Source organism: Tessaracoccus palaemonis (genome assembly GCF_019316905.1).
Taxonomy (GTDB): domain Bacteria; phylum Actinomycetota; class Actinomycetes; order Propionibacteriales; family Propionibacteriaceae; genus Arachnia; species Arachnia palaemonis.
This window is the reverse complement of sequence record NZ_CP079216.1, coordinates 934,894-957,213: the sequence shown is the minus strand read 5'-3', so window position 1 is coordinate 957,213 and position 22,320 is coordinate 934,894. Positions and strand designations below refer to the sequence as shown.

Below are 22,320 nucleotides of genomic sequence, written 5' to 3'. Positions count from 1 at the left end.
ATCTTGTCACGGTTCTCGCAGCGTCTTCTCGGGGCTTCTCAGGCGCCGGTCGGCCGGCCATGGATGAACCCGGCCCCCCAGGCCAGGTGCATGATCGTCAGGACGAGCGGCATCCGCAGGCGCGCCGCAGGGCGGAGGTGCCCCAGGCTCGCCGTGGCGGCTCCGACGAAGGCGACATAGACGGCCGGCGCGATCAGCGCCGCGGTCAGCACCCGGCTGCGCAGCACCAGCCCGAGCAGGCCGAGCACCAGCCCCCCTCCCGTCCCGACGACCGTGAGCGGGGGCGCGAGGTAGCGCAGGGAGGCCGTGTCGGGATGGCGGCGGATGACCTCGCGGCGCCACTGGCCGGTCCGGTAGAACTGCCGCGCTAGTGCCGAAACACTGTCGCGCGGCCGGTAGACGACCTGCAGGTCCGGGGAGAAGTAGACGAGGTGACCGGCCCGACGCAGCCGGTAGTTGAGTTCCCAGTCCTGCGCCCTGTGCAGGGACTCGTCGAAGCCGCCGATCTCCCTGAGCACGTCGGCGCGGAACACGCCGAGGAAGACGGTGTCGGCCGGCCCGGCCGGGGTCTCGGCCAGGTGGAAGCCTCCGCCGCCGAGCCCGAGCGGCGAGTTGTACCCGGCCGCGATGGCCTCGGACAGCGGCGTGGTCCCCTGTGCGTCCATCAGCCCGCCGACGTTCGCCGCGCCGGTCTCCTCCAGCAGCGCGACGGCCCGGCCGATGTAGCCGGGGCTGAGCTCCCCGTGCCCGTCGACGCGGACGATCACGGGGTGGCGGGCCGCGGCGATCGCGACGTTCAGGCCCGCGGGGGTGACGCCGGCCGGGTTGTCGAGGACCACGACGCGGGAATCCTCGTCGGCCAGCCCCTCGGCGATCTCGCGGGTCAGGTCGGTGCTGGGCGCGACGGCGAGCAGGATCTCGAGGTCGCCCTCGTAGCGCTGGTCAAGGACCCGCTGCACGGCGGCCCGCAGGTGCTTCTCCTCGTTGCGAACCGGCATGATGACGCTGACTGCCGTGGACACGACACCTCCGTTGCTTCGCTGGGCCCCGGACAGCCTATCGGGTCACGAGGAGACCGAGCAGACGGCCTCCAGATCCTCGGTGTCTGTGAAGGTGTCCTTGTCCACTTCGGGCTCGGCCGACGCGCTCGCGGTCGCCTCGGGGGTCGACTCTGCCGTCTGAGTGCCCTCCGGCTCCGCCTCCGACGGCCCGGCCGTCGGGGATGGGCTGGTGCCGGCGGCGGCCTTGGCGGCCGCCTTCTCGTCGAGCTCCTCGGCGTGGGCGATCTTGTCTCGCACCGTCGAACGGATGAGGGCGAAGTCCGGGTCGGCCGTCGTGATGAGGGGCGGGGAGAAGTTGACCGAGGCGATCCTGGTGCCCTTGGCCGCCAGCGCCAGCTCCGCGAGCTGATACACCTGTCCGCGTCCCACGTCGGTCTTCAGCAGGTTCTTGCCGGCTTCGGAGAGCTCGGTGAACTTCGTGGCGACAGTCATCGGGTCGAGCTGCTGCACCATGGCCGACATGACGCACTTCTGCCGCGCCATCCGTTCGTAGTCGCTGCTCTCGGCGCGGGACCTCGCGAACCACAGGGCGTGGAAGCCGTCGAGATGCACGTCCTCGCCGGCCTTGATGTAGCCGTAGATCCTGGAGCCCACGCCGCCGACGGGGATGTCCTTGGAGATGTCGAGCGTGATGCCGCCCATCGCGTCGATCAGCGACTGGAAGCCTGCCATGTCGACGAGCGCGTAGTAGTTCAGGTCGAGGCCGAGCGTCTCGGCGACGGCCTCCTTCACGGCCTGGAGACCCGGGTCGCCGGCGTCGGGGTAGAGGTCCTTGTGCTCGACGCCCAGCGTGTAGACGCCGTTGAGCATGCACTCGCCGTCGTCGCACACGAACCCGTCCGGGTACAGCGCGTGGAGCGGGGAGGACTCCGGGAAGGGCACCCTCTGCATGTTGCGCGGCAGCCCGAACAGGACGGTGCGGCCCGTCTCGGCATCGACCGAGGCGACGTTGATCGAGTCGGGGCGCAGCCCGACGCGGTCGTCCGAGGCATCGGCGCCCAGCAGCAGCACGTTGTAGCGGCCCGCCTTCTGCTCGGCGTCGCCGCCGCCCGCCAGCAGGTCGCCGACGTTGGCGACCCCGGAGAAGGCGTTGGCCGCCACGGAGGTGGCGGCCCCGACGGCCAGCGCGAGGACCAGCGTCGTCACGGTGAGGCCGAGTCGTGGCCGGCGTAGCAGGTTGATGGGGCGGGCGAGCCGCCACGCGTCCAGCAGCAGCGCCGCCCAGCCGAGGAACAGCACCCACACAGCGATCCTGAAGAACACGGCGACGGCGGGCGTCAGGAGGAAGCCGACGGTGGCTCCCCGCAGCGCGACAAGGCCGACGGCGAGGACGACGATCACGGCCAAGGCGGCGGCGTAGACACGAGTTGCGATCCGGCCGACGCGCCGGGATCCGGCGAACAGCTGGACCGAGCCGGGCAGGACTGCGGACATGAGGACGTATCCGAAGGCGCGGCGGGTCTGCAGGCTCTGCGCCGCGGCGGGCTGAGCAGAAGGCACGTGAGGCTCCAATGGGGAAGGCAGCACCAGGTGCCATCACCTTTCCTCATCCGGGCCGAGGTATCCGGCCGCCACGCCGTTCGGCAGCCGTTTCCGCGCAAAGTACGCTGTTGAGTCGAAAGGGGTGCCGATGTCGAATCACAACGACGACATGGACTGGCTGTACCGCAAGGACGACGAGCCTGAGTCCACGCGTGTCCTGCGTCCGCCGCAGGAGTCAAGCCACCCCGTCGGCGGTTACCCACAGCCCGGCCGGCAGCCGGAGGCCGGCCCGCAGCAGCGCAGCCGTCGACGCGAGCAGCCGAGCGGCCGACAGCCGACGCCGGATGTCGAGGCTCCCCCGGTCCGGAAGCGCAAGCGCCATCCGCTGCGGATCATCGGCGTGCTTGCGCTGGCCTGGGTGGTCTTCCTGATCGGCACCCCCGTCTACGCCTTCACCGTCAGCAACCACGTCGACTCGGCCCCCGACGGCGACCGCCCCGCCGCGCAGCCGGGGACCACGATCCTGCTGGTCGGCTCCGACGCGCGCGACGACCTGACGGCAGAGGAGCGCAAGGAACTGGGCACCGGCAGCGTCGAGGGTCAGCGCACAGACACGATGATGCTGCTGCACCTGCCGGCCTCCGGCCCGGCCGTGCTGCTGTCGCTGCCCCGCGACTCGTACGTCTCGATCCCCGGCCGCTCGAAGAACAAGCTCAACGCCGCCTACGCCTTCGGGGGCGCCCCGCTGCTCGTCCAGACTGTCGAGTCGAACACCGGCATCCGCGTCGACGGGTACCTGGAGGTCGGCATGATGGCGATCGTCGACCTCGTCGACGCCGTGGGTGGCATCGAGGTGTGCCCCGACTTCGACATCGACGACAAGGACGCCCACCTCACGATGTCGAAGGGCTGCCAGGACGTCGACGGCGTGACCGCGCTGGGCTACGTCCGCATGCGCAAGTCGGACCCGCGGGGCGACCTTGGCCGCGTCGAGCGGCAGCGCGAGGTCATCTCCGCGATCATGAAGAAGGTCGCCACGCCGATGACTGTGGTCAATCCCGTGCGCTACTGGCAGCTGAACATGGCCGCCGCCGGCTCCCTCGCCCTGGGCGACGACACCGGCGTGGTGCAGGTGGGGCAGGCCGCGTTCGGCTTCCTCCAGGTGATGACGGGGGCGGGCATCTCCATGACCGTGCCCGTCTCCGACACCGACTACCGCACGTCCGCCGGATCGTCGGTGCTGTGGGACGCCGACGAGTCGGCCGCGGTGTTCGCCGCGATCGCTTCGGGCGACACGGAAGCCCTCGAGAAGTACCGGCAATGACGATCCCCGCCCAGCACACCCCCCAGCAACCAGATCAAGGAGACGCCGTGAGCCAGAGCACCCAGCCCATCCCCGCCGCCGAGGAGGCGCCGAAGAAGTCCAAGGCACCGGTCATCGTGGCCGTGGCCATCGCGGCCATCGTGGTGGTCGCGGGCGTCGCCGCGGCGTTCACGCTGCTGCGCGGAACGACACCCACCGCCTCCCAGGGCCTCCCGTCGACGGTGCTCGCCTCCGTCGAGGTGAACCTCAACCCGTCCGCTAGCGACAAGCTGGCGCTCAAGGGCATCGCCGATAAGCTGCCCGACCTCGGCCTCGGCGAGATCGGCGACGACTACAAGGCCGCCCTGTGGAGCCTCATCCCCGCGGACGAGGACCTGCCGGAGTACTCGGAGGTCGAGCCCTGGCTCGGTGACTCCGTCGCGATCGGCGCCCTCCCCGTCGGCGGCGACGCCACCGACGTGCAGGCCGTGATGTCGGTCCAGGTGACCGACAGGTCCGCAGCCCAGGCCTTCGCGGACGAGCACCTGGCCGGCACCACGGTGTTCTTCGTCGACGACCTCATGGTCGTCAGCGCCGAGGCGGCCGGCCTCGACCAGGCCGACATCACCTCGTCCCCGCTGGCCTCCGACGACACGTTCACGTCCGACGTGGCCAGGCTGAGCGGCAGCAGCCTCGCGACGGCGTGGGTCTCCCCCGCGGGCGCCGCCCTCGCGCTGCAGGAGGGCGAGGACAGCACGGGCATCACGGCCGACGCCGGGGACCTGACCCGCGACCTGCACGGTGCCGCGGGACTGCAGGTCTCCGACTCGATGCTGACGCTGCGCACCGTGCTCGAGGCACCCGGCATGGACACCGACGGCACCGCCGATGTCCGCGACATCGCCGGCAACCTGTCCGCGGACTCGCTGCTCGCCCTGGCGACCACCACCGACGACGACTCGATCTCCCGCATCTGGGAGGTCGTCTCCGCCGACGACACGGCCACGGCGTGGGCCCAGCAGTTCGGCCTGACGAGCCAGGAGGACCTCGGCGCGCTGATCGGCAGCAGCCTCGGGGTCACCCTCGGCATGGACGAGGCCGGCTCCCCCATCCTCGGCGCGGCGCTCGTCGGCGACGACGCCGCGCGTCAGAAGGAGATCCTCGACCAGCTCGACACCACGCTGCAGCAGAGCGGCGCCACGGGGCTCAGGATCGAGCAGGACGGCGACACGGGCGTGGTCGCGCTCGGCCAGGAGGTCTCCGACGTGACGGCCCCCGCATCGAAGCTGAGCGGCCTCGAGGGCTGGTCGAAGCTCGTCGACGGCCCCGCCCAGTCAGTGCTGTTCGTCAACGTGCCGGCGATCCTCGCGGACCAGAACATCGCTGCGCTGGTCCAGCAGTCCAGCGATCTGCAGGCCTGGCTGAAGCCGGTCTCGGGGATGGCTGTGACGTCGACGCAGGACGGCAGCACGGTCGAGGCCCTGGTCAGGGTCTCCTTCAGCTGAGCCGGGCGCGGACCGCCTCGCCCTTGGCGTGGGCGGCGTCGCGCAACTGCTCCTGGAAGTCCAGCATCCTGGCCTGCAACGCCTCATCGGAGGCGGCCAGGATGCGCACGGCCAGCAAGCCGGCATTGCGGGCGTTCCCGATCGCCACCGTGGCGACGGGGACGCCCGCCGGCATCTGCACGATCGACAGCAGCGAGTCCATGCCGTCGAGGTACTTCAGGGCCACTGGGACCCCGATGACGGGCAGCGGCGTCAGCGCGGCGAGCATGCCGGGCAGGTGGGCGGCGCCGCCGGCCCCGGCGATGATCACGCGGATGCCGCGGCTGTGGGCCTCGCGGCCGAAGCGGATCATGTCCTCCGGCATCCGGTGCGCCGAGACGACGTCGGCCTCGAAGGCGATGCCGAACTCGGAGCAGGCGTCGGCCGCGGCCTGCATGGTGGGCCAGTCGGAGTCCGATCCCATCACGATCGACACGAGCGGGGCATCAGGCATCTGCGTCTCCCATCAGGTAGCCGGCGGCGTGCCGGGCGCGGCGCCGCACGTCGTCGAGGTCTGTTCCGACACAGGTGACATGCCCGACCTTGCGCCCGGGCACGACCTCCTTGCCGTACAGGTGGACGTGCGCGGCCCGGTCGCGGGCGTACACGTGGACCAGCGCCCCCGTGAGGTCCTCCTCGGCCCCGCCCAGCACGTTGCGCATCACGACGACCTCGTCGGTCAGCTCGGGGGAGCCGAGCGGCAGGTCGAGGGCCGCGCGGAGGTGGTTCTCGAACTGGCTCGTGACGGCGCCGTCGATGCTCCAGTGCCCCGTGTTGTGCGGGCGCATGGCCAGCTCGTTGACGACGATCCGGCCGTCGCGGGCCTGCATCAGCTCGACAGCAAGCACCCCGACGACGCCGAGCTCACCGGCCAGCGAGATGGCCAGCTCCTGCAGCCGGGTGGCCTCCTCGGCCGGGAGGCCGGGTGCGGGGGTCACGGTCTCGACGCAGATGCCGTCGAGCTGCAGCGTCTCGCTGACGGGGTACGCGACGACCTGTCCGGAGGGCGAGCGGACGACCAGCGCCGACAGCTCGCGCGTGAAGTCGATGAAGTCCTCGGCGACGATGCGGACGCTCTCGCCCGCCGACTGGGAAGCGAGGCCGTCGAACGGGATGCCGACCTCGGCCGGCCCGTCGAGCTTCCAGACGCCCTTGCCGTCGTAGCCGCCGCGGGAGGTCTTCGCGATGATCGGCCAGCCCTGGCGCTCGCCGAAGGCCAGCAGCTCGTCGGAGGTGTCGCACACCGCGAACGCGGGGCACGGGGCCCCGAGGCCGGTCAGCCTCTCGCGCATCGCGGCCTTGTCCTGGGCGTAGACGAGCGCGCCCGGCCCCGGGCGGACAGCCACCTGCTCCTCGAGCACGGCCAGGTGCCGGGTCGGGACATGCTCGTGGTCGAAGGTCAGTGCGTCGGCGCCGTCGACAAAGTCCCGCAGGGTCTCCAGGTCGCGGTAGTCCCCGACGATGGTGTCCGGCACGACCTGCGCGGCGGAGACGCCGGGCCCCTCCGCGAGCAGGCGCACATCGATCCCGAGCGGGATCGCGGCCTGCTGCATCATGCGGGCGAGCTGCCCGCCCCCTGCGATGGCGAGACTGTAACGGCGGGTCACGCCGGGCAGCCTATCAACGCGCGTCGGCGTGCTCAGTCGTCCTCGTCGTCGCCGAACAGCAACTCGGTGATCTGGACATGGACCTTCTCGACCTCTGGCACGTCGGGCAGCCGGAGCGGCTGTCCCGCGGCGGTCTCGAAGATGAGCGTGCCGCAGCCGACCATGCGGTCGACGACCCCACGCTCATAGTTCACGTTGTTGATGCGCCTGAGCGGCAGGTCGTGGCCGACGCGGGTCAGCACTCCGTGGCGCGTGATGATCCGGCGGTTGGTGACGGTGTAGGTCGAGCTCCACCAGTGCAGCGCCGGCCGGACCACCAGCACCACGAACGCGATCAGGGCGGCGGCCACGGCGATCCAGGTGGCCCACGGCTGCCAGGCGGCGGGGAAGAGGGCTATCGCGACGCCGAGGACGATCGCGATGGCGAAGAGGAACACGACGGGGATGATGAGCTTCTTGACGTGCGTGCGCATCGTCGCGATGACGTACTCATCCTTGCCCAGCTGGTCTGCGGTGATGGCCATGGCTCAGTCTGGCACGGCTGGCCGCTCCACAGCCCGGTTGCGGCGCGTCAGGCCTGCGTGTCGCGGCCGGCCAGCCCGGGGGCAGGGCAGGACTCAGGGCTTCAGGCGGGCGTGGACGACGTCGCCGACGGCGAACGTCTCGACCCCGCGCGCAGTGGCGACCTCGAGGCGTCCGTACGCGTCGACTCCCCGGCCGATGCCGTGCACGCGACGGTGCTCGTCGACGACGATCGTCAGCTCGGCGCCGATGGAGGCGCAGCGCGCCTGGTACTCCTCGCGCAGCGATCCGCTGCGCGACCAGAGTCGGTAGTAGCGCGAGAAATGACCGAGGACCCCGGCGACGATCACGCTCTGGTCGGTGGGCAGGCCCGCGAGCGCCAGTGACGTCGCCGCGGGGACCGGCAGCTGGTCGCGGGTCAGGGACACGTTGATCCCGATACCGACGACGGCACGGGCCCCGTCGGCGTGCTCGATGCGCTCCGAGAGGATCCCGCACAGCTTGTCGCCGCGCAGCAGCACGTCGTTGGGCCACTTCAGCGTCACGTCGGTCGGGTCGGGCGCGAGGTCCTCGACGGCGGAGGCGACAGCCATGCCCGCGAGCAGCGACAGCCAGCCCCACTGGGGGAAGGGCGGCAGTGGCCTCAGGAGCAGCGACATCGAGATGGAGGCGCCGGGGGGGCTGACCCAGCTCCGGTCCAGCCGGCCCCGGCCGGCGGTCTGCTCGCCGGAGACCAGCACCAGCCCCTCCCCCACGCCGTCCCTGGCCAGGGCCGCGACGTCGTGATTCGTGGACCCCGTGGTGGCGACGACACGCACCTCGTCGAAGACCCCGGAAGGATCGAGGAGCGAGGAGATGCGGGCGGCGTCGGGCAGCAGGTCGGTCACCCGCCCATGCTATGCGGCGTTCATTTACGACGAACCCCCGGCAACTTCCTGGATCGCGGCTAGTGTGTGCGCCATGGAGATCGACGTCCACACCACCGCCGGTCGGATCGCGAATCTCGGAGTGCGCATCGATGAGGCCGTGCACGCCGGTTCAGCAGACGCCGTGGAGAAGCAGCATGCCAAGGGCAAGATGACCGCTCGCGAGCGGGTCATGGCCCTGCTCGACGAGGGGAGCTTCGCCGAGTTCGACCAGTTCTCGAGACACCGTTCCAGTTCCTTCGGCATGGACGCCCGCCGACCGTTCGGCGACGGCGTCATCACGGGCACCGGGTCCATCCACGGCCGCCCCGTGTGCGTCTTCTCACAGGACGTGACCATCTTCGGCGGCGCGCTCGGGCAGGTCTACGGCGAGAAGATCGTCAAGATCCAGGACTTCGCCCTCAAGACGGGCGTCCCACTGATCGGCATCAACGAGGGCGGCGGCGCCCGCATCCAGGAGGGTGTGGTCTCTCTCGCCCTCTACGGCGAGATCTTCAAGCGCAACACGCTCGCCTCCGGCGTCATCCCGCAGATCTCGCTGATCATGGGCGCCGCGGCCGGAGGGCACGTCTACGGGCCGGCACTGACCGACTTCGTCGTGATGGTCGACAAGACCTCGCAGATGTTCATCACCGGCCCGGAGGTCATCAAGACCGTCACCGGCGAGGACGTGTCGATGGAGGAGCTGGGCGGCGGGCGCACGCACAACACCAAGTCCGGCAACGCCCACTACCTCGCCGCCGACGAGAACGACGCGATCGAGTACGTCCGCGAGCTGCTGACCTACCTTCCGCAGAACAACCTGGAGGACCCGCCCGTCTTCGACGACGAGGAGGTGGACCTCACGATCACCGACCACGACCGCGAGCTCGACAGCCTGATCCCCGACGCGGCGAACCAGCCCTACGACATGCGCGACGTGATCCGCGGCGTCCTCGACGACGACGAGTTCCTCGAGGTGATGCCGCTGTTCGCCGGCTCGATCATCGTCGGGTTCGGCCGCATCGAGGGACGTTCCATCGGCATCGTCGCCAACCAGCCCACCGTCTTCGCGGGTTGTCTCGACATCGACTCCGCGGAGAAGGCCGCCCGCTTCGTGCGCACGTGTGACGCGTTCAACATCCCGGTGCTGACCTTCGTCGACGTGCCAGGCTTCCTCCCCGGCGTCGGCCAGGAGCACAACGGCATCATCCGTCGTGGCGCCAAGCTGATCTACGCCTACGCGGAGGCCACCGTGCCCCTCCTGACGGTCACGACGCGCAAGGCCTACGGCGGCGCGTACGTCGTGATGGGGTCGAAGCACCTCGGCGCCGACATCAACCTCGCGTGGCCGACCGCGCAGATCGCGGTGATGGGTGCTCAGGGCGCCGTCAACATCCTCTACCGCAAGCAGCTGGCCGCCTCGTCGGACCCCGAGGCGGAGCGCGCGCGGCTGATCCAGGAGTACGACGACGAGCTCACCAACCCGTACGTCGCGGCGGACCGCGGCTACATCGACCAGGTGATCTACCCGCACGAGACCCGGGCCCAGGTCATCCGGGCGCTCCGGCTGCTGCGCACCAAACGCGAGGCGCTGCCGCCCAAGAAGCACGGGAACATCCCGCTGTGACCGGCGCAGGCGACTCGGAGTCGATCTCGTTGACGAAGGCGAGTCTCTCGGATGAGGAGGTGGCGGCCGTCGTCGCGGTGCTGTCGGCCGCGGCACGGTCCGAGAGGCTGCGCTCAGCCGACGACCGGCCGCTGGCCGGCGGCTGGAAGTCGTACTACCGCACCCTGCGCCCGCCGCTGGTGAGCGGCCGCGACGCGTGGCGCACCTACCACCGGCTGTGACGACGATGCGGGTGGTCCTGGCCTCCAAGTCCCCCGCCCGCCTCGGCGTGCTCCGCGGCGCCGGGATCCAACCCGAGGTGATCGTCTCCGGCTTCGACGAGTCGCAGGTACTCGACCCGAACCCGGCGCGGCTGTCCGCGACGCTGGCCCGAGCGAAGGGCGAGATCGTCGCGCCCCTGGTCGACGGCGACGTGGTGCTCATCGCCTGCGACTCCGTGCTGGAGTTCGAGGGCCGCGCCCACGGCAAGCCCGGCACCCCCGAGGCCGCGGCCAGGCTGTGGCGACGGATGCGCGCCGGCGAGGGCCTCCTCCACACCGGCCACTACGTGCTCGTGCGCCGCGGCGGCGACGAGACCGTGCAGACCCGGGTGGGAACCACCCTCGTGCGGTTCGCGGACCTGGACGACGCCGAGATCGACGCCTATGTCGCCACGGGGGAACCGACGCGGGTGGCTGGCGGCTTCACGATCGACGGCATCGGCGGTGCCTTCGTCACCTCCATCGAGGGCGACCCGTACAACATCGTCGGCCTGTCGCTGCCGCTGGTGAGGCAGATGGTCCTCGACGCGGACGTGAAGTGGCCCGACCTCTGGGACCGGACCTAGAGTGGGCGGGTGCCCCGCCTCGCCCTGACCCTGCTGACTGTCCTCGCGCTGGCCGGCTGCTCAGCCTCCGACCCCGGCGCGACGAGCACGACGCCGCCCGTCACCACCCCCGCCCCGGCCGCCACGGCGACGCCGCCCGCCGGGGTGTCCCTGACCGCACTGGGGTTCACCCATGCCCCGGCCGGGCTCTCGCTGCCGGTCGGCGCGACGCTGACCGAGCGCACCGACGCGGCGAACAACATCACAGCGGTCCTCTCGGCCCCGTCCGGACTCGACGTGCTGGCGCACCTGCGCGCCACGCTCCCGGCGGCCGGATTCCAGATCACCGCCGACGAGGGCAACTCGCTGCTGTTCACCGACGGCACGTGGGACGGCGCCTTCACCGTCTCGGGGGCCCTGAGCGCCCTCACGCTGCGCACCGACCGCTGACACAGGTCCGGTTGGGTCGGTCAGGCTAGGCTCGCTGTCCATGGAAGCAGATGCCGCCATCTCCACCTTGACCATCGCGATGTGGGCGGGCATCGGCCTGGTGGCCGGCGCCCTCGCCTCTGTCCTGCTGTCGGTCGTGGGACGGGTGATCGTGCGCCGGCACCCCCGCATGGAGGGCCTGACCGGCAGCATGCGGCTGCCTCAGCGCGTGTTCTGCGTGCTGCTCGGCACCGGGCTGGGGGTGCTGATCCCGACCGCGCCCGCGCTGGGCTCCTCGGTTCCTGTGTGGCGTCAGTACTTCTCGCAGGGCTTCCTCATCGTCATGATCATGGCGATGGCCCTGCTGCTGACGGGCGTCATCCAGACCGCGGAGGACGCGATCGTCCACAAGCAGTCCAGCGAGGACGAGGAGACCCCCCACTACCGGCGCATCCGCACCCAGATGCAGATCATCTCCCGCGTCGCGATCGCGGTGGTGTGGGTCTGTGCCCTTGCCGGGGCGCTCCTGACCTTCGAGGCGTTCCGCGCCGTCGGGGCGTCGCTGATCGCGTCCGCCGGCGTGCTGTCGATCGTGGCCGGCCTCGCGGTCCAGTCGTCGCTGGCCAACGTGTTCGCCGGCATGCAGATCGCGTTCTCCGACGCGCTGCGCGTCGGTGACCTGATCGTGTTCGAGACGCAGCAGGGCTCGGTTGAGGAGATCACCCTGACCTACGTCGTGGTGCGCACCTGGGACGACCGCCGCTGGATCGTGCCGAGCAACTACTTCACCACCAAGGCCTTCGAGAACTGGACGCGTCGCGAGCCGCGGCTGCTCGGCGAGGTGGGCATGGACCTCGACTGGCTGGTCCCGATCGAGGCCATGCGCGTCGAACTGATGCGCATCGTCCGCTCCAGCGACCTGTGGGACGGCCGCTCCGCCTCGCTGCAGGTGACCGACGCCACCGGAGGGCCGGTCCGGGTCCGGGCGGTCGTGTCGGCCGCCACCTCCGGCGAGCTGTGGGACCTGCGCTGCTACGTGCGCGAGGAGCTGATCAGCTGGCTGCAGCACGACGCCGTCTACGCGCTGCCCCGCACCCGCCTCGAGCCGGAGACCACCACCGCCCCCACCGTCGAGGAGCGCGACGAGTTCGAGGCGAAGGCCGTCCAGGAGTTCCGGGCGGAGGAACTCAACGACGAGACACAGGTGATGGCCCCCGTCGAGGAGGTCGAGCCGCACCAGGCCGACGACGGCGCGCTGCCCAAGTGGCTCCAGTCGTGGCTGTCGAACCGGAAGCACGAGGAGGCCGCCGCGTTGCCGTTCCGCGTGGACTTCGAGGCGAAACCCGGAGAGGCGGAGACGCCTACCGAGACCACGCTCGGGTCCCGCAGCGCGCAGGCGAGGCTCTACTCGGGTTCCCCGGAGGCCGACGAGCGCAACCGGCAGATGTCGGGTCCCAGCGCCGCCGACATGGCCGAGCGGGAGCAGGCCGCCGAACGTAGGCAGCGGACCGGGGAGCAGGAGGCGGTCGGCCCCGACGGGCGGCCCCCCTCGAAGGCCGACACGGGCAGGCAGCAGGCGATCGAGACCCGCATCATGCCGCGCGTGGACCCGAAGGCACCCGCCCCGTCGGACGACGAGGACTGACTCAGAGCTCGAACACGACGTCGCGCGGGTCCTCCAGCGCGATCCGGACCATCGCGTCGAGCCGCGGCTGGCGCGGCGACGGGAGCGCGTCGAGGGGGAACCACGCCACGTCGCTCGACTCCTCGTCGCCCACGCGTGCCTCTCCGGATACCCAGCGGCACCTGAAGCCGTGGTCGAGGTACTGCGTCACGTCCCCGTTGGCGTAGGTGATGACGTCGGTGACGACGGTCCAGAGCAGCCTCTCCACCTCGATGACGACGCCGGCCTCCTCCATGGCCTCGCGTACGGCGGTGCTGGCCGGGTGCTCGGCCGGGTCGACGATCCCGCTGACGGGAGCCCACTCGCCCGTGTCGCAGCGGCGCACCAGCAGCACGTCGCGCCCGCGGAGGATCAGCGCGTTGGCTCCCATCAGCCACAGGGGCGCGTGCCCGATGCGGCTGCGCAGGTCGAGGATGAAGGGTGGGGTCGGCATGCGCCCAGCCTGTCACACGGGGAGCTTTCGGGCACCACCCACGCCCCCACGCAAACGCAGTTAGACTCCGCGTAGATCCGTTTTCAGTGAGGAACAGCCGTGGGCAATGACGCCATTTCGAAGGTCCTGATCGCCAACCGGGGAGAGATCGCCGTCCGCGTGATCCGAGCCGCCCGTGACGCCGGAATCAACTCCGTCGCCGTGTACGCCGACTCGGACGCCGACTCGCTATTCGTGAAGCTTGCCGACGAGGCCTTCGCGCTGAACGGCGCCACCCCGGCCGACACCTACCTGAACGTCGCGAAGCTGCTCGAGGTGGCCCGCCGCTCCGGCGCCGACGCGGTGCACCCCGGCTACGGCTTCCTGGCGGAGAACGCCGACTTCGCCCAGGCCGTCCTCGACGCGGGGCTGATCTGGATCGGCCCCCCGCCCGCCGCGATCGACTCGCTGGGCGACAAGGTCAAGGCCCGTCACATCGCGCAGAAGGTTGGCGCACCGCTGGTGCCCGGCACGGCCGACCCCGTCGCGGACGCAGACGAGGTGGTCGCCTTCGCGACCGAGTTCGGGCTGCCGATCGCCATCAAGGCGGCCTTCGGCGGCGGCGGCCGCGGCCTGAAGGTCGCACGCACGCTCGAGGAGATCCCCGACCTGTTCGAGTCGGCGACGCGCGAGGCCGTCACGGCCTTCGGGCGCGGCGAGTGCTTCGTCGAGCGCTACCTCGACAAGCCACGCCACGTGGAGACGCAGTGCCTGGCCGATCAGCACGGCAACGTGGTCGTCGTCTCGACGCGCGACTGCTCGCTGCAGCGCCGCCACCAGAAGCTCGTCGAGGAGGCCCCCGCCCCGTTCCTGAGCGACGAGCAGCTCGCCCGGCTCTACACGTCCAGCAAGGCCATCCTCAGGGAGGCCGGCTACGTCGGGGCGGGGACCTGCGAGTTCCTGGTCGGCCTCGACGGCACCATCTCGTTCCTCGAGGTCAACACGCGCCTGCAGGTGGAGCACCCGGTCTCGGAGGAGGTCACCGGGCTCGATCTGGTCCGCGAGATGTTCCGCATCGCCGCCGGTGAGGAGCTCGGCTACGACGATCCCCAGGTGCGCGGCCACTCGATCGAGTTCCGCATCAACGCCGAGGACGCCGGCCGCAACTTCATGCCCGCGCCCGGCACCCTGGTCAGGTGGCACGCCCCCTCCGGCCCCGGCATCCGCGTCGACGAGGGCTACCACGCCGGCATGACGGTCCCCGGCGCCTTCGATTCGCTGGTGGCGAAGGTCATCGTCACGGGCGCCGACCGCGCCCAGGCGATCGCCAGGTCGCGCCGCGCGCTGTCGGAGCTGGAGATCGAGGGCATGCCGACGGTGGTCCCCTTCCACCGCGTGGTGCTGGAGGACGACGCCTACACCGCCCCGGGCGGCGACTTCCTGGTCCACACCCGGTGGATCGAGACGGAGTTCACCGGCGATATCGCCCCCTACACCGGCGTGCTCGGCGAGGCCGAGGACGCCCCCGAGCCGGAGGTGGTCGTCGTCGAGGTCAACGGCCGACGCGTCGAGGTCAAGCTGCCCGGCACGTTCGCGGCCAGGCCCGCGGCCGCGACGAAGGTCGCGAAGAAGCCGACCCGTCGCGACCGCGGCGGCAGCAGGGTCTCGGCCCCCAGCGGGAACGCGCTGACCTCCCCGATGCAGGGCACGATCGTGAAGGTCGCCGTCGAGGAGGGACAGAGCGTCGCCGAAGGCGACACGATCGCGGTGATCGAGGCCATGAAGATGGAGCAGCCGCTCAAGGCGCACCGCGACGGGATCGTCGCCGCGCTCGCAGTGGCCGCCGCCGACACGGTGACGGCCGGGCAGGTCCTGTGCGAGATCGTCGATCCGGAGTGAGGCCCGCCAGGGAGTGACCGGGGTGGGGGTTGTCCCCGAGGCCTATCCTGGAGAGCAGTTCTCCTAATGTGAATGGTGGTCCACCATGAGCGGCTTCCTCGTGATGATCTTCATCTTCATCCTGGTGTCGATCGTGCTCGGGGTGACGCGCAGCAACCGTCCCAGCCTCGGCGACGGCGGTTATCCGCCCCAGCAGCTCGGCCCGCGCCCCGGCCAGCCCTACGGCATGCTCGGTGGGCCGGCGCAGTTCGCCGGGCAGCAGGGCTACGATCCGGCAGCGCAGCAGGCGATGACGCAGGCGTCCCGCGACGCGATCGACGCCGACATCACGACGTACGGCGAGGAGCTGCGCGACCTCGACCTCGACGTCGTCGGCCGCGAGCTCAGCGCCGAGGCCCGGGACGACTACTCCAGTGCACTCGACGCGTACGACGGATCCAAGCAGCAGCTGCTCACCGCCAGGTCCAACGCCGACGTGAAGCGCATCGCGCAGATCCTCGAGGAGGGCCGCTACAACATCGCCTGCGTCAAGGCGCGCGCCGAGGGACGGCCGGTCCCGGAGCACCGCGCTCCCTGTTTCTTCGACCCGGCGCACGGCGTCTCGGTCGAGGACGTGACCTGGGCGCCCGCCGGCGGCGCCGCCCGCCAGGTGCCCGCCTGCGCGGCGGACGCGCAGCGCATCCGCACGGGCAACGATCCGTCGATCCGCATGGTCAACGCAGGTCAGGGCATGGTGCCCTACTGGGACTCCCGTGAGTACGCGCCGTGGGTCCAGGGCTACTACGGCCGCCACGGCATGGATCCCGCGCTGCGGTCGGTCACGCAGGGGGCGCTGATGATCGGCGGCTTCTCGCTGCTGATGGGGCTGCTGGACGACTGATCCCCAACCACAGGGCATTCACAGTGCGCCCCGAGCCGGACCACCGGCTCGGGGCGCACTGTTGACGTGTGAGAGACGAACGACAGACACGGCCCCGCCGCACGAGGCGCGGCATCATCGCAGGCCTCGTGGCGACCCTCGTGCTCAGCCTGGGCGGGGCGACCGGCTGGGCGCTCGACCGCTTCGTCGTACGCCACGTCGAGATCGCCGACGTCGCGGCGTACGAGGCCTCGCAGGCCGCCTCCGCTGAGGCGACCGACGAGGCCACCGAGGGCACGGCACGGGCCGCCGAGGTCACCGACGACTCGTATACGAGCGACGACACCTCCATCTCCATCTCCCAGGTGACGCAGGGCTCCGGCGACGACACCGTGACGTACTACGTCGCCGACGTGACGATCGACGATGCGACGCAGCTGCGGTCGGCCTTCGCCGACAACCAGTTCGGCGAGAACATCACGGACCTGGTCAGCACCATCGCGACCGACAACGACGCCGTGCTGGCCATCAACGGCGACTACTACGGCTTCCGTGACTCCGGCATCGTGATCCGCAACGGCGTCGTCTACCGCGACGACCCGGCCCGCACGGGGCTGGCGATCTACACCGACGGCAGCATGCGGGTCTACGACGAGACCGCGACCACGGCCGACGAGCTCCTCACCGACGGCGTGTGGCAGACGCTCAGCTTCGGTCCGGCGCTCGTCACAGGCGGAGAGGTCGTCTCCGGCATCGACGACGTGGAGATCGACACCAACGTCGGCAACCATTCCATCCAGGGCGAGCAGCCCCGCACGGCCATCGGGATCATCGACGAGAACCACTTCGTGTTCGTGGTCGTCGACGGCCGCGAGACGGGTTACAGCCGCGGCGTCACCATGACGGAGCTCGCGGGGATCATGCAGGGCCTCGGCGCGACCGAGGCGTACAACCTCGACGGCGGCGGCTCCAGCGAGCTGTGGTTCAACGGCGAGGTCGTCAACCAACCCTCCAACGGCGGCGAGCGCGCCACCAGCGACATCCTCTACATCGGCTGAACGGAGCGTGCCATGTTCGCAGTACTCATCCCCGCCTACGAGCCTGACCTGCGCCTGGTCGCGCTCGTCACGCAGCTCGACGCCGCGCTGCCCGACGTTCCGGTGGTCATCGTCGACGACGGCTCCGGCCCCGACTACTGCGACGTCTTCGCCGCCGCGGCGGCGAGCGGGGCCGTGATCCTCACGCACGAGCACAACCGCGGCAAGGGCGCGGCCCTGCGGACCGGCTTCGCGGACATCGTGACGCGGCTGCCCGGCTTCGGGGTCGTGACCGCCGACTGCGACGGCCAGCACACGCCCACCGACATCGCCCGGGTGGCCGCCCGGCTCGACACACTCCCCCCGGGCCAGCGGTGCGTGGTGCTGGGCTGCCGCGAGTTCACCGGCGCCGTGCCGGCGCGCAGCCGCTTCGGCAACTCGGTCACCCGCGCGCTGTTCCGGTCCGTCACGCGGCAGGACGTCCCCGACACGCAGACCGGGCTGCGCGCCTTCCCCGCCATCACCCTGCCCTGGGCCCTCGGCATCCAGGGCGACCGCTTCGACTACGAGTTCCGCATGCTTCTCCTGGCCCGCCAGTCGGGCATCTCGCTCGTCACCATGCCGATCGAGACCGTCTACACCGACGGCAACGCGTCGAGCCACTTCCGCCCGCTCGTCGACTCGCTGCGCATCTATGCTCCCCTGGCCCGGTTCGCGGGGTCGAGCCTGCTGGCGTTCGCGGTCGACACCGGCGTGCTCCTGCTGCTGAACTGGTTCACGGGCCGGCTGCTGCTCGCCGTCGTGGGCGCCCGCCTGGTGAGCGCCGGGGTCAACTTCGCCGTGAACCGGAGGCTGGTCTTCCGGCGCGGCCGCGAGGTTCCGCTGCGCTCGGCGACCCTGCGCTATCTGTCGCTGGCCGCGCTGCTGCTGGCCGCCAACTACGGCGTGCTGACCGCCCTGACCGACGCCGGCACCCCACTGCTGCTCGCCAAGGTGGCCACGGAGGCGGCCCTCTTCCTGGCGAGCTACAGCATCCAGCGCACGGTCGTCTTCGACCCGTTGTCCGGCTCCCACAACTCCCGGGGGCAGATGTTGGCGCGGACTGCCTCCCAACCCGTCTGAACCGGGGCGTACCGTAACTTACGCAAACGTAGGTTACGCACCCGTAAGGACCACCGCATGAGCACACCGGCGCAGGCCATCCGCGAGGCCAGAGACCTCCTCCTCAGCCTCCGCGGCCAGGGCGACCGGGCCCGCGCCGAGTTCCGGTGGCCGGAGATCTCCGGGCCGTTCAACTGGGCCGTCGACTGGTTCGACGAGCTCGGCCGCGGCAACCAGTCGACCGCGCTGTGGCTCCGCGACGAGAGCGGCTCCGACGAGCGCTACAGCTACGACGAGATGGTGCACCGCTCCGACCGGCTCGCGGCGTGGCTCGAGGCGCAGGGGGTCGCCAAGGGCGACGTCGTGATGGTCATGCTCGGCAACCAGGTGGAGCTGTGGGACGCGATGCTCGCCGTCATGAAGCTCGGCGCCGTGATCCTGCCGACCACCGTCGCGCTCCAGCACGACGACCTCGCTGACCGGGTGCCGCGCGCCGGGGTGAGCGCTGTGGTCACGAGCCCCGACTGCGAGGCCAAGTTCGACGGCCTCGACTCGCTGCTGTGCGTCACCACCGGCAAGGGCCACGGCCGCTGGCGTCCGATGGCCGACGCGGCCGCCCTCCCCGCGGGCCCGCGCCCCGTCGTGACCGACGCCTCCGACCCCGTGCTGCTGTACTTCACCTCCGGGACGACCGAGCACCCGAAGCTCGTGGTGCACACGCACCTGAGCTACCCCGTCGGGCACCTGTCGACGATGTACTTCATCGGCGTGCGCCCCGGCGACGTGCACCTCAACATCTCGTCTCCTGGCTGGGGCAAGCACGCCTGGTCCAGCTTCTTCTCGCCGTGGATCGCGGGCGCCACCGTGTTCAGCTACACCTATCACCGCTTCGACCCCGCCCGGCTGCTGCGCGAGCTCGAGGACTGCGGGGTCACGACCTTCTGCGCCCCGCCGACGGTGTGGCGCATGATGATCAAGGCCGACCTGGGGGCCCGTCCCTCGGCGCTGCGCGAGGCCGTCGGCGCCGGCGAGCCCCTCAACCCGGAGGTCATCTCCGCGGTGCAGCGGGCGTGGGGCCTGACGATCCGCGACGGCTACGGCCAGACCGAGACCACCTGCACCGTCGGCAATGCGCCCGACGAGGACGTCCGGCCCGGCGCGATGGGCAAGCCGATGCCCGGCGCCCGGCTCGTGATCATCGACCCCGACACGGGCGAGGAGTCACGCCACGGCGAGATCTGCATCCCCGTCGACCCGTGGCCGCTGAACCTGACCACCGGCTACCTGGGCGACTTCCGCACCGTGCAGGCCGACGGCCGCTACCACTCCGGCGACCTCGTGTCGGTGGACGACGACGGCTACCTCACCTACGTCGGGCGGACCGACGACGTGTTCAAGGCATCCGACTACAAGGTCTCCCCCTTCGAGCTGGAGTCGGTGCTCATCGAGCATCCCGCCGTGCTGGAGGCCGCCGTGGTGCCGGCCCCCGACGAGCTGCGGCTCGCGGTCCCGAAGGCCTACGTCGCGCTGGCCGACGGCTTCCTCCCCGACGCGGACACCGCGCTGTCGATCCTGGCCCACGCCAAGGAGCGGCTGGCCCCGTACCTGAGGGTGCGTCGCGTGGAGTTCGCGGAGCTGCCCAAGACGATCAGCGGCAAGGTCCGCCGCGTCGAGCTGCGCGCCCGTGAGGTCGACCCGGCCGTGGTGATCGAGGACTTCCGCTACGAGGCGTTCCCGCAGCTGCGGGGCTGACTCAGTTCGTCAGGGTGTTCCAGGCACCGTCGCGCGTGTGGAGGCGGCGCGCCGCCTCCGCGACGGTGCCGGACATCGAGGGGTAGACCGTGAAGGCGTGGCTGAAGTCGTCGACAGTGACGCGCTGCGCGACCGCGAGCGAGACGGAGTGGATCAGCTCCGAGGCCCGCGGCGCCACCACGACGCCGCCGACGATGATGCCGGTGGTGGGCAGGCAGAACAGCTTCACGAACCCGTCGGTGAAGCTCATCATCTTGGCGCGCGCGTTCGACGCGATCGGCATCAGCAGCGACGCCACCCGCACCTCGCCGGAGTCGACCTCCTTCTGCGTGATCCCGACGGTGGCAACCTCGGGGGTCGTGAAGACGTTGGAGGAGACGCTGCGCAGGTCCAGCGGCTTGACGGCGTCACCGAGCGAGTGCCACATCGCGACCCTGCCCTGCATCGCGGCCACCGACGCCAGCGCGAAGACGCCGGTCACGTCGCCCGCCGCGTAGATGTCACGGTTGCTGGTGCGCGAGACGCGGTCGACGTGGATGTGTCCCGAAGCCGTCAGCTCGACGCCGGCGTCCTCCAGGCCGAGGCCCGCGGAGTTGGGGATCGCCCCGACCGCCATCAGGCAGTGTGAGCCCTCCACCTCGCGGCCGTCGGCCAGCGTCACGACCACCCCGTCGCCCCGGCGTCGCGCGGCGACGGCCCGGGCCCGGCTCATGATGGTCATGCCGCGGCGCTCGAACGCCTGCTGCAGGACCGCGGCCGCGTCCTGATCCTCGCCGGGCAGCACCTGGTCGCGGGAGCTGACCAGCACCACGTCGCAGCCGAGCGCGTCGTAGGCGGAGGCGAACTCCGCCCCCGTGACGCCGGAGCCGACCACGATCAACCGCTCGGGGAGATCGATCAGGTTGTAGACCTGCTTCCAGTTCAGGATCCGCTCGCCGTCGCAGGGGGCGTCGGGCAGCTCACGCGGGGTGGTGCCGGTGGCGACCAGCACCACGTCGGCGTCGAAGCTCGTCTCCCGCCCATCATGCGTCGCGATGACGCGGTGCGGCCCGTCGAGCCGCGCGGCGCCCGCCACGAGGTTGACGCCGTCCTCGGTGAGCCGGCGCTCGATGTCGGCGGACTGGGCGTGCGCCAGGTCGAGGACTCGCCGGTTCACCTCCGCCATGTCGACGTCGACCACGTCGGAGACGTCGTCGGCCTTCACGTGGAGGCCGAGCGCGTCCGCGGTCTCGATCCGGACCATGACCTCCGCGGTGGCGATCAGCGTCTTGGAGGGCACACAGTCGCTGAGCACCGCGGCCCCGCCCATCCCGTCGCGCTCGATGAGCGTGACCTCACCGCCCAGCTGATTCCCGACGAGGGCGGCCTCGTAGCCGCCGGGTCCACCACCGATGATCACAACCTTGGTCACGCGCCCATCGTTCCACAGCTTGGCCCTGCGCACCGGCCGTCGCCGCGACGGGGCCGCCACTATGCTGAGGAGATGCACACCACTGACGCTTTCGTGCTGGCCGACGAGGCCGCCACCTTCCTCAGTTCCCACTTCAGCCTCGACACGATCGACGTCGCGCTGGTGCTGGGCTCGGGCTGGTCCTCGGGCGCGGATGCCCTGGGCGAGCCGATCGGCGAGATCGCGCTGGGCGACGTGCCCGGGTTCAGCAAGCCCGTCGTCAGCGGCCACGGCGGCGCGCTCAAGCTGGTCCGCACCGCCGGGGGAAAGGCCGCAGCGGTCTTCACCGGCCGCACGCACTACTACGAGGGCCGCGGCGTCGCGCCCGTCGTGCACGGGGTGCGCACGGCGGCGAAGTGGGGCGCGTCCACCGTCGTGCTGACCAACGGCTGCGGCGGCCTCAACCCGGCGTGGGCCCCCGGCACCGTCGTGCTGCTGAAGGACCACATCAACTTCACCGGAGACACACCGCTGCTCGGCGCCACCTTCATCGACCTGTCCGAGGCCTACTCGCAGCGGCTGCGCGATCTGGCGCACCGCGTCGAAGAGTCGCTGCCCGAGGGCGTCTACATGCAGTTCCGCGGCCCGCAGTACGAGACCCCCGCCGAGGTGCGGATGGCCGGGATCCTCGGCGCCGACCTGGTGGGCATGTCCACCACGCTGGAGACCATCGCCGCCCGCGAGGCCGGCCTCGAGGTCCTCGGCCTGTCGCTGGTGACCAACGCCGCGGCGGGCCTCGGCGAGGACCACCTCGACCACACCGAGGTGCTGCAGGCCGGGGCCGACGCGGGCCCCCGACTCGCCGCGTTGCTCGGCGACATCTGCAAGGAGCTGTGAC

At 70.9% G+C, this 22,320-nt stretch carries 21 protein-coding genes; 13 read left to right on the top strand and 8 right to left on the bottom strand.

The window, feature by feature from the left end:
• Nucleotides 1–38: 38 nt before the first annotated feature.
• Together KDB89_RS04215 and KDB89_RS04210 are read right to left on the bottom strand one after the other, a co-directional pair.
• Nucleotides 39–1,022, bottom strand: coding sequence for a glycosyltransferase family 2 protein (locus KDB89_RS04215; protein ID WP_500809353.1), 984 nt, complete (start codon nucleotides 1,020–1,022; stop codon nucleotides 39–41).
• 42 nt (nucleotides 1,023–1,064) lie between these two features.
• Nucleotides 1,065–2,561 (bottom strand): LCP family protein, encoded by a 1,497-nt coding sequence (locus tag KDB89_RS04210; RefSeq protein WP_219083614.1) that lies wholly within the window; start codon nucleotides 2,559–2,561, stop codon nucleotides 1,065–1,067.
• Nucleotides 2,562–2,691: 130 nt separating this feature from the next.
• Between KDB89_RS04210 and KDB89_RS04205 the strand changes: the two genes are divergently transcribed.
• Nucleotides 2,692–3,867, top strand: coding sequence for an LCP family glycopolymer transferase (locus KDB89_RS04205; protein WP_255556197.1), 1,176 nt, complete (start codon nucleotides 2,692–2,694; stop codon nucleotides 3,865–3,867).
• 47 nt (nucleotides 3,868–3,914) lie between these two features.
• Nucleotides 3,915–5,351 (top strand): DUF3352 domain-containing protein, encoded by a 1,437-nt coding sequence (locus KDB89_RS04200; RefSeq protein WP_219083613.1) that lies wholly within the window; start codon nucleotides 3,915–3,917, stop codon nucleotides 5,349–5,351.
• Here KDB89_RS04200 and purE read toward each other — a convergent pair.
• The 4 genes from purE to KDB89_RS04180 all read right to left on the bottom strand — a co-directional run bounded on the left by purE (nucleotide 5,344) and on the right by KDB89_RS04180 (nucleotide 8,406).
• Nucleotides 5,344–5,844 (bottom strand): 5-(carboxyamino)imidazole ribonucleotide mutase, encoded by a 501-nt coding sequence (gene purE, locus KDB89_RS04195; RefSeq protein WP_219083612.1) that lies wholly within the window; start codon nucleotides 5,842–5,844, stop codon nucleotides 5,344–5,346. The genes KDB89_RS04200 and purE overlap by 8 nt on opposite strands.
• Complete coding sequence (locus KDB89_RS04190; RefSeq protein ID WP_219083611.1) at nucleotides 5,837–6,997, bottom strand: 5-(carboxyamino)imidazole ribonucleotide synthase; 1,161 nt, start codon at nucleotides 6,995–6,997, stop codon at nucleotides 5,837–5,839. Before KDB89_RS04190 ends, purE begins: the two co-directional genes overlap by 8 nt.
• Nucleotides 6,998–7,029: 32 nt before the next feature.
• A complete protein-coding gene (locus tag KDB89_RS04185) occupies nucleotides 7,030–7,521 on the bottom strand; it encodes a PH domain-containing protein (RefSeq protein ID WP_219083610.1) in 492 nt (163 codons plus the stop codon).
• Nucleotides 7,522–7,614: 93 nt separating this feature from the next.
• Nucleotides 7,615–8,406: a biotin--[acetyl-CoA-carboxylase] ligase gene (locus KDB89_RS04180; RefSeq protein WP_219083609.1), complete on the bottom strand. Its 792-nt coding sequence runs from the start codon at nucleotides 8,404–8,406 to the stop codon at nucleotides 7,615–7,617.
• Between the two features lie 73 nt (nucleotides 8,407–8,479).
• Between KDB89_RS04180 and KDB89_RS04175 the strand changes: the two genes are divergently transcribed.
• The 5 genes from KDB89_RS04175 to KDB89_RS04155 are packed head-to-tail and all read left to right on the top strand — an operon-like array spanning nucleotide 8,480 to nucleotide 12,933.
• On the top strand, nucleotides 8,480–10,054 hold the full coding sequence (locus KDB89_RS04175) for an acyl-CoA carboxylase subunit beta (protein ID WP_219083608.1): 1,575 nt from the start codon (nucleotides 8,480–8,482) through the stop codon (nucleotides 10,052–10,054).
• Complete coding sequence (locus tag KDB89_RS04170; RefSeq protein ID WP_255556196.1) at nucleotides 10,051–10,275, top strand: acyl-CoA carboxylase epsilon subunit; 225 nt, start codon at nucleotides 10,051–10,053, stop codon at nucleotides 10,273–10,275. Before KDB89_RS04175 ends, KDB89_RS04170 begins: the two co-directional genes overlap by 4 nt.
• Before the next feature lie 5 nt (nucleotides 10,276–10,280).
• The gene (locus tag KDB89_RS04165) at nucleotides 10,281–10,880 is read left to right on the top strand and encodes a Maf family protein (RefSeq protein WP_219083607.1); all 600 of its coding nucleotides are present in this window, start codon (nucleotides 10,281–10,283) and stop codon (nucleotides 10,878–10,880) included.
• A gap of 9 nt (nucleotides 10,881–10,889) precedes the next feature.
• Complete coding sequence (locus KDB89_RS04160; protein ID WP_219083606.1) at nucleotides 10,890–11,309, top strand: hypothetical protein; 420 nt, start codon at nucleotides 10,890–10,892, stop codon at nucleotides 11,307–11,309.
• A gap of 40 nt (nucleotides 11,310–11,349) precedes the next feature.
• Nucleotides 11,350–12,933, top strand: coding sequence for a mechanosensitive ion channel family protein (locus KDB89_RS04155; protein WP_219083605.1), 1,584 nt, complete (start codon nucleotides 11,350–11,352; stop codon nucleotides 12,931–12,933).
• 1 nt (nucleotide 12,934) lies between these two features.
• Here the strand turns inward: KDB89_RS04155 and KDB89_RS04150 are convergent, their stop codons facing one another.
• Complete coding sequence (locus tag KDB89_RS04150) at nucleotides 12,935–13,405, bottom strand: NUDIX hydrolase (RefSeq protein ID WP_219083604.1); 471 nt, start codon at nucleotides 13,403–13,405, stop codon at nucleotides 12,935–12,937.
• A gap of 99 nt (nucleotides 13,406–13,504) precedes the next feature.
• Between KDB89_RS04150 and KDB89_RS04145 the strand changes: the two genes are divergently transcribed.
• From KDB89_RS04145 to KDB89_RS04125, 5 genes are all read left to right on the top strand, one after another.
• Nucleotides 13,505–15,283, top strand: coding sequence for an ATP-binding protein (locus KDB89_RS04145; RefSeq protein ID WP_219083603.1), 1,779 nt, complete (start codon nucleotides 13,505–13,507; stop codon nucleotides 15,281–15,283).
• 85 nt (nucleotides 15,284–15,368) lie between these two features.
• Nucleotides 15,369–16,163 (top strand): hypothetical protein, encoded by a 795-nt coding sequence (locus KDB89_RS04140; protein ID WP_219083602.1) that lies wholly within the window; start codon nucleotides 15,369–15,371, stop codon nucleotides 16,161–16,163.
• A gap of 68 nt (nucleotides 16,164–16,231) precedes the next feature.
• A complete protein-coding gene (locus KDB89_RS04135) occupies nucleotides 16,232–17,200 on the top strand; it encodes a phosphodiester glycosidase family protein (RefSeq protein ID WP_219083601.1) in 969 nt (322 codons plus the stop codon).
• Nucleotides 17,201–17,212: 12 nt separating this feature from the next.
• The gene (locus KDB89_RS04130; RefSeq protein WP_219083600.1) at nucleotides 17,213–18,301 is read left to right on the top strand and encodes a bifunctional glycosyltransferase family 2/GtrA family protein; all 1,089 of its coding nucleotides are present in this window, start codon (nucleotides 17,213–17,215) and stop codon (nucleotides 18,299–18,301) included.
• A gap of 57 nt (nucleotides 18,302–18,358) precedes the next feature.
• Nucleotides 18,359–20,032, top strand: a complete 1,674-nt coding sequence (locus KDB89_RS04125) for an AMP-binding protein (protein WP_219083599.1) — start codon at nucleotides 18,359–18,361, stop codon at nucleotides 20,030–20,032.
• 1 nt (nucleotide 20,033) lies between these two features.
• Here KDB89_RS04125 and KDB89_RS04120 read toward each other — a convergent pair whose 3' ends face one another.
• Nucleotides 20,034–21,443 (bottom strand): NAD(P)H-quinone dehydrogenase, encoded by a 1,410-nt coding sequence (locus KDB89_RS04120; RefSeq protein ID WP_219083598.1) that lies wholly within the window; start codon nucleotides 21,441–21,443, stop codon nucleotides 20,034–20,036.
• 72 nt (nucleotides 21,444–21,515) lie between these two features.
• Between KDB89_RS04120 and KDB89_RS04115 the strand changes: the two genes are divergently transcribed.
• Entirely contained in the window at nucleotides 21,516–22,319 is an 804-nt protein-coding gene (locus KDB89_RS04115; RefSeq protein ID WP_219083597.1) for a purine-nucleoside phosphorylase, read from the top strand.
• Nucleotide 22,320 lies beyond the last annotated feature (1 nt).

Coding starts and splice junctions, on each gene's coding strand:
- KDB89_RS04150 (WP_219083604.1), bottom strand. CDS start 13,405: ATGCCGACCCCACCCTTCATCCTCGACCTGCGCAGCCGCATCGGGCAC.
- KDB89_RS04175 (WP_219083608.1), top strand. CDS start 8,480: ATGGAGATCGACGTCCACACCACCGCCGGTCGGATCGCGAATCTCGGA.
- KDB89_RS04115 (WP_219083597.1), top strand. CDS start 21,516: ATGCACACCACTGACGCTTTCGTGCTGGCCGACGAGGCCGCCACCTTC.
- KDB89_RS04205 (WP_255556197.1), top strand. CDS start 2,692: ATGTCGAATCACAACGACGACATGGACTGGCTGTACCGCAAGGACGAC.
- KDB89_RS04155 (WP_219083605.1), top strand. CDS start 11,350: ATGGAAGCAGATGCCGCCATCTCCACCTTGACCATCGCGATGTGGGCG.
- KDB89_RS04185 (WP_219083610.1), bottom strand. CDS start 7,521: ATGGCCATCACCGCAGACCAGCTGGGCAAGGATGAGTACGTCATCGCG.
- purE (WP_219083612.1), bottom strand. CDS start 5,844: ATGCCTGATGCCCCGCTCGTGTCGATCGTGATGGGATCGGACTCCGAC.
- KDB89_RS04140 (WP_219083602.1), top strand. CDS start 15,369: ATGAGCGGCTTCCTCGTGATGATCTTCATCTTCATCCTGGTGTCGATC.
- KDB89_RS04125 (WP_219083599.1), top strand. CDS start 18,359: ATGAGCACACCGGCGCAGGCCATCCGCGAGGCCAGAGACCTCCTCCTC.
- KDB89_RS04130 (WP_219083600.1), top strand. CDS start 17,213: ATGTTCGCAGTACTCATCCCCGCCTACGAGCCTGACCTGCGCCTGGTC.
- KDB89_RS04165 (WP_219083607.1), top strand. CDS start 10,281: ATGCGGGTGGTCCTGGCCTCCAAGTCCCCCGCCCGCCTCGGCGTGCTC.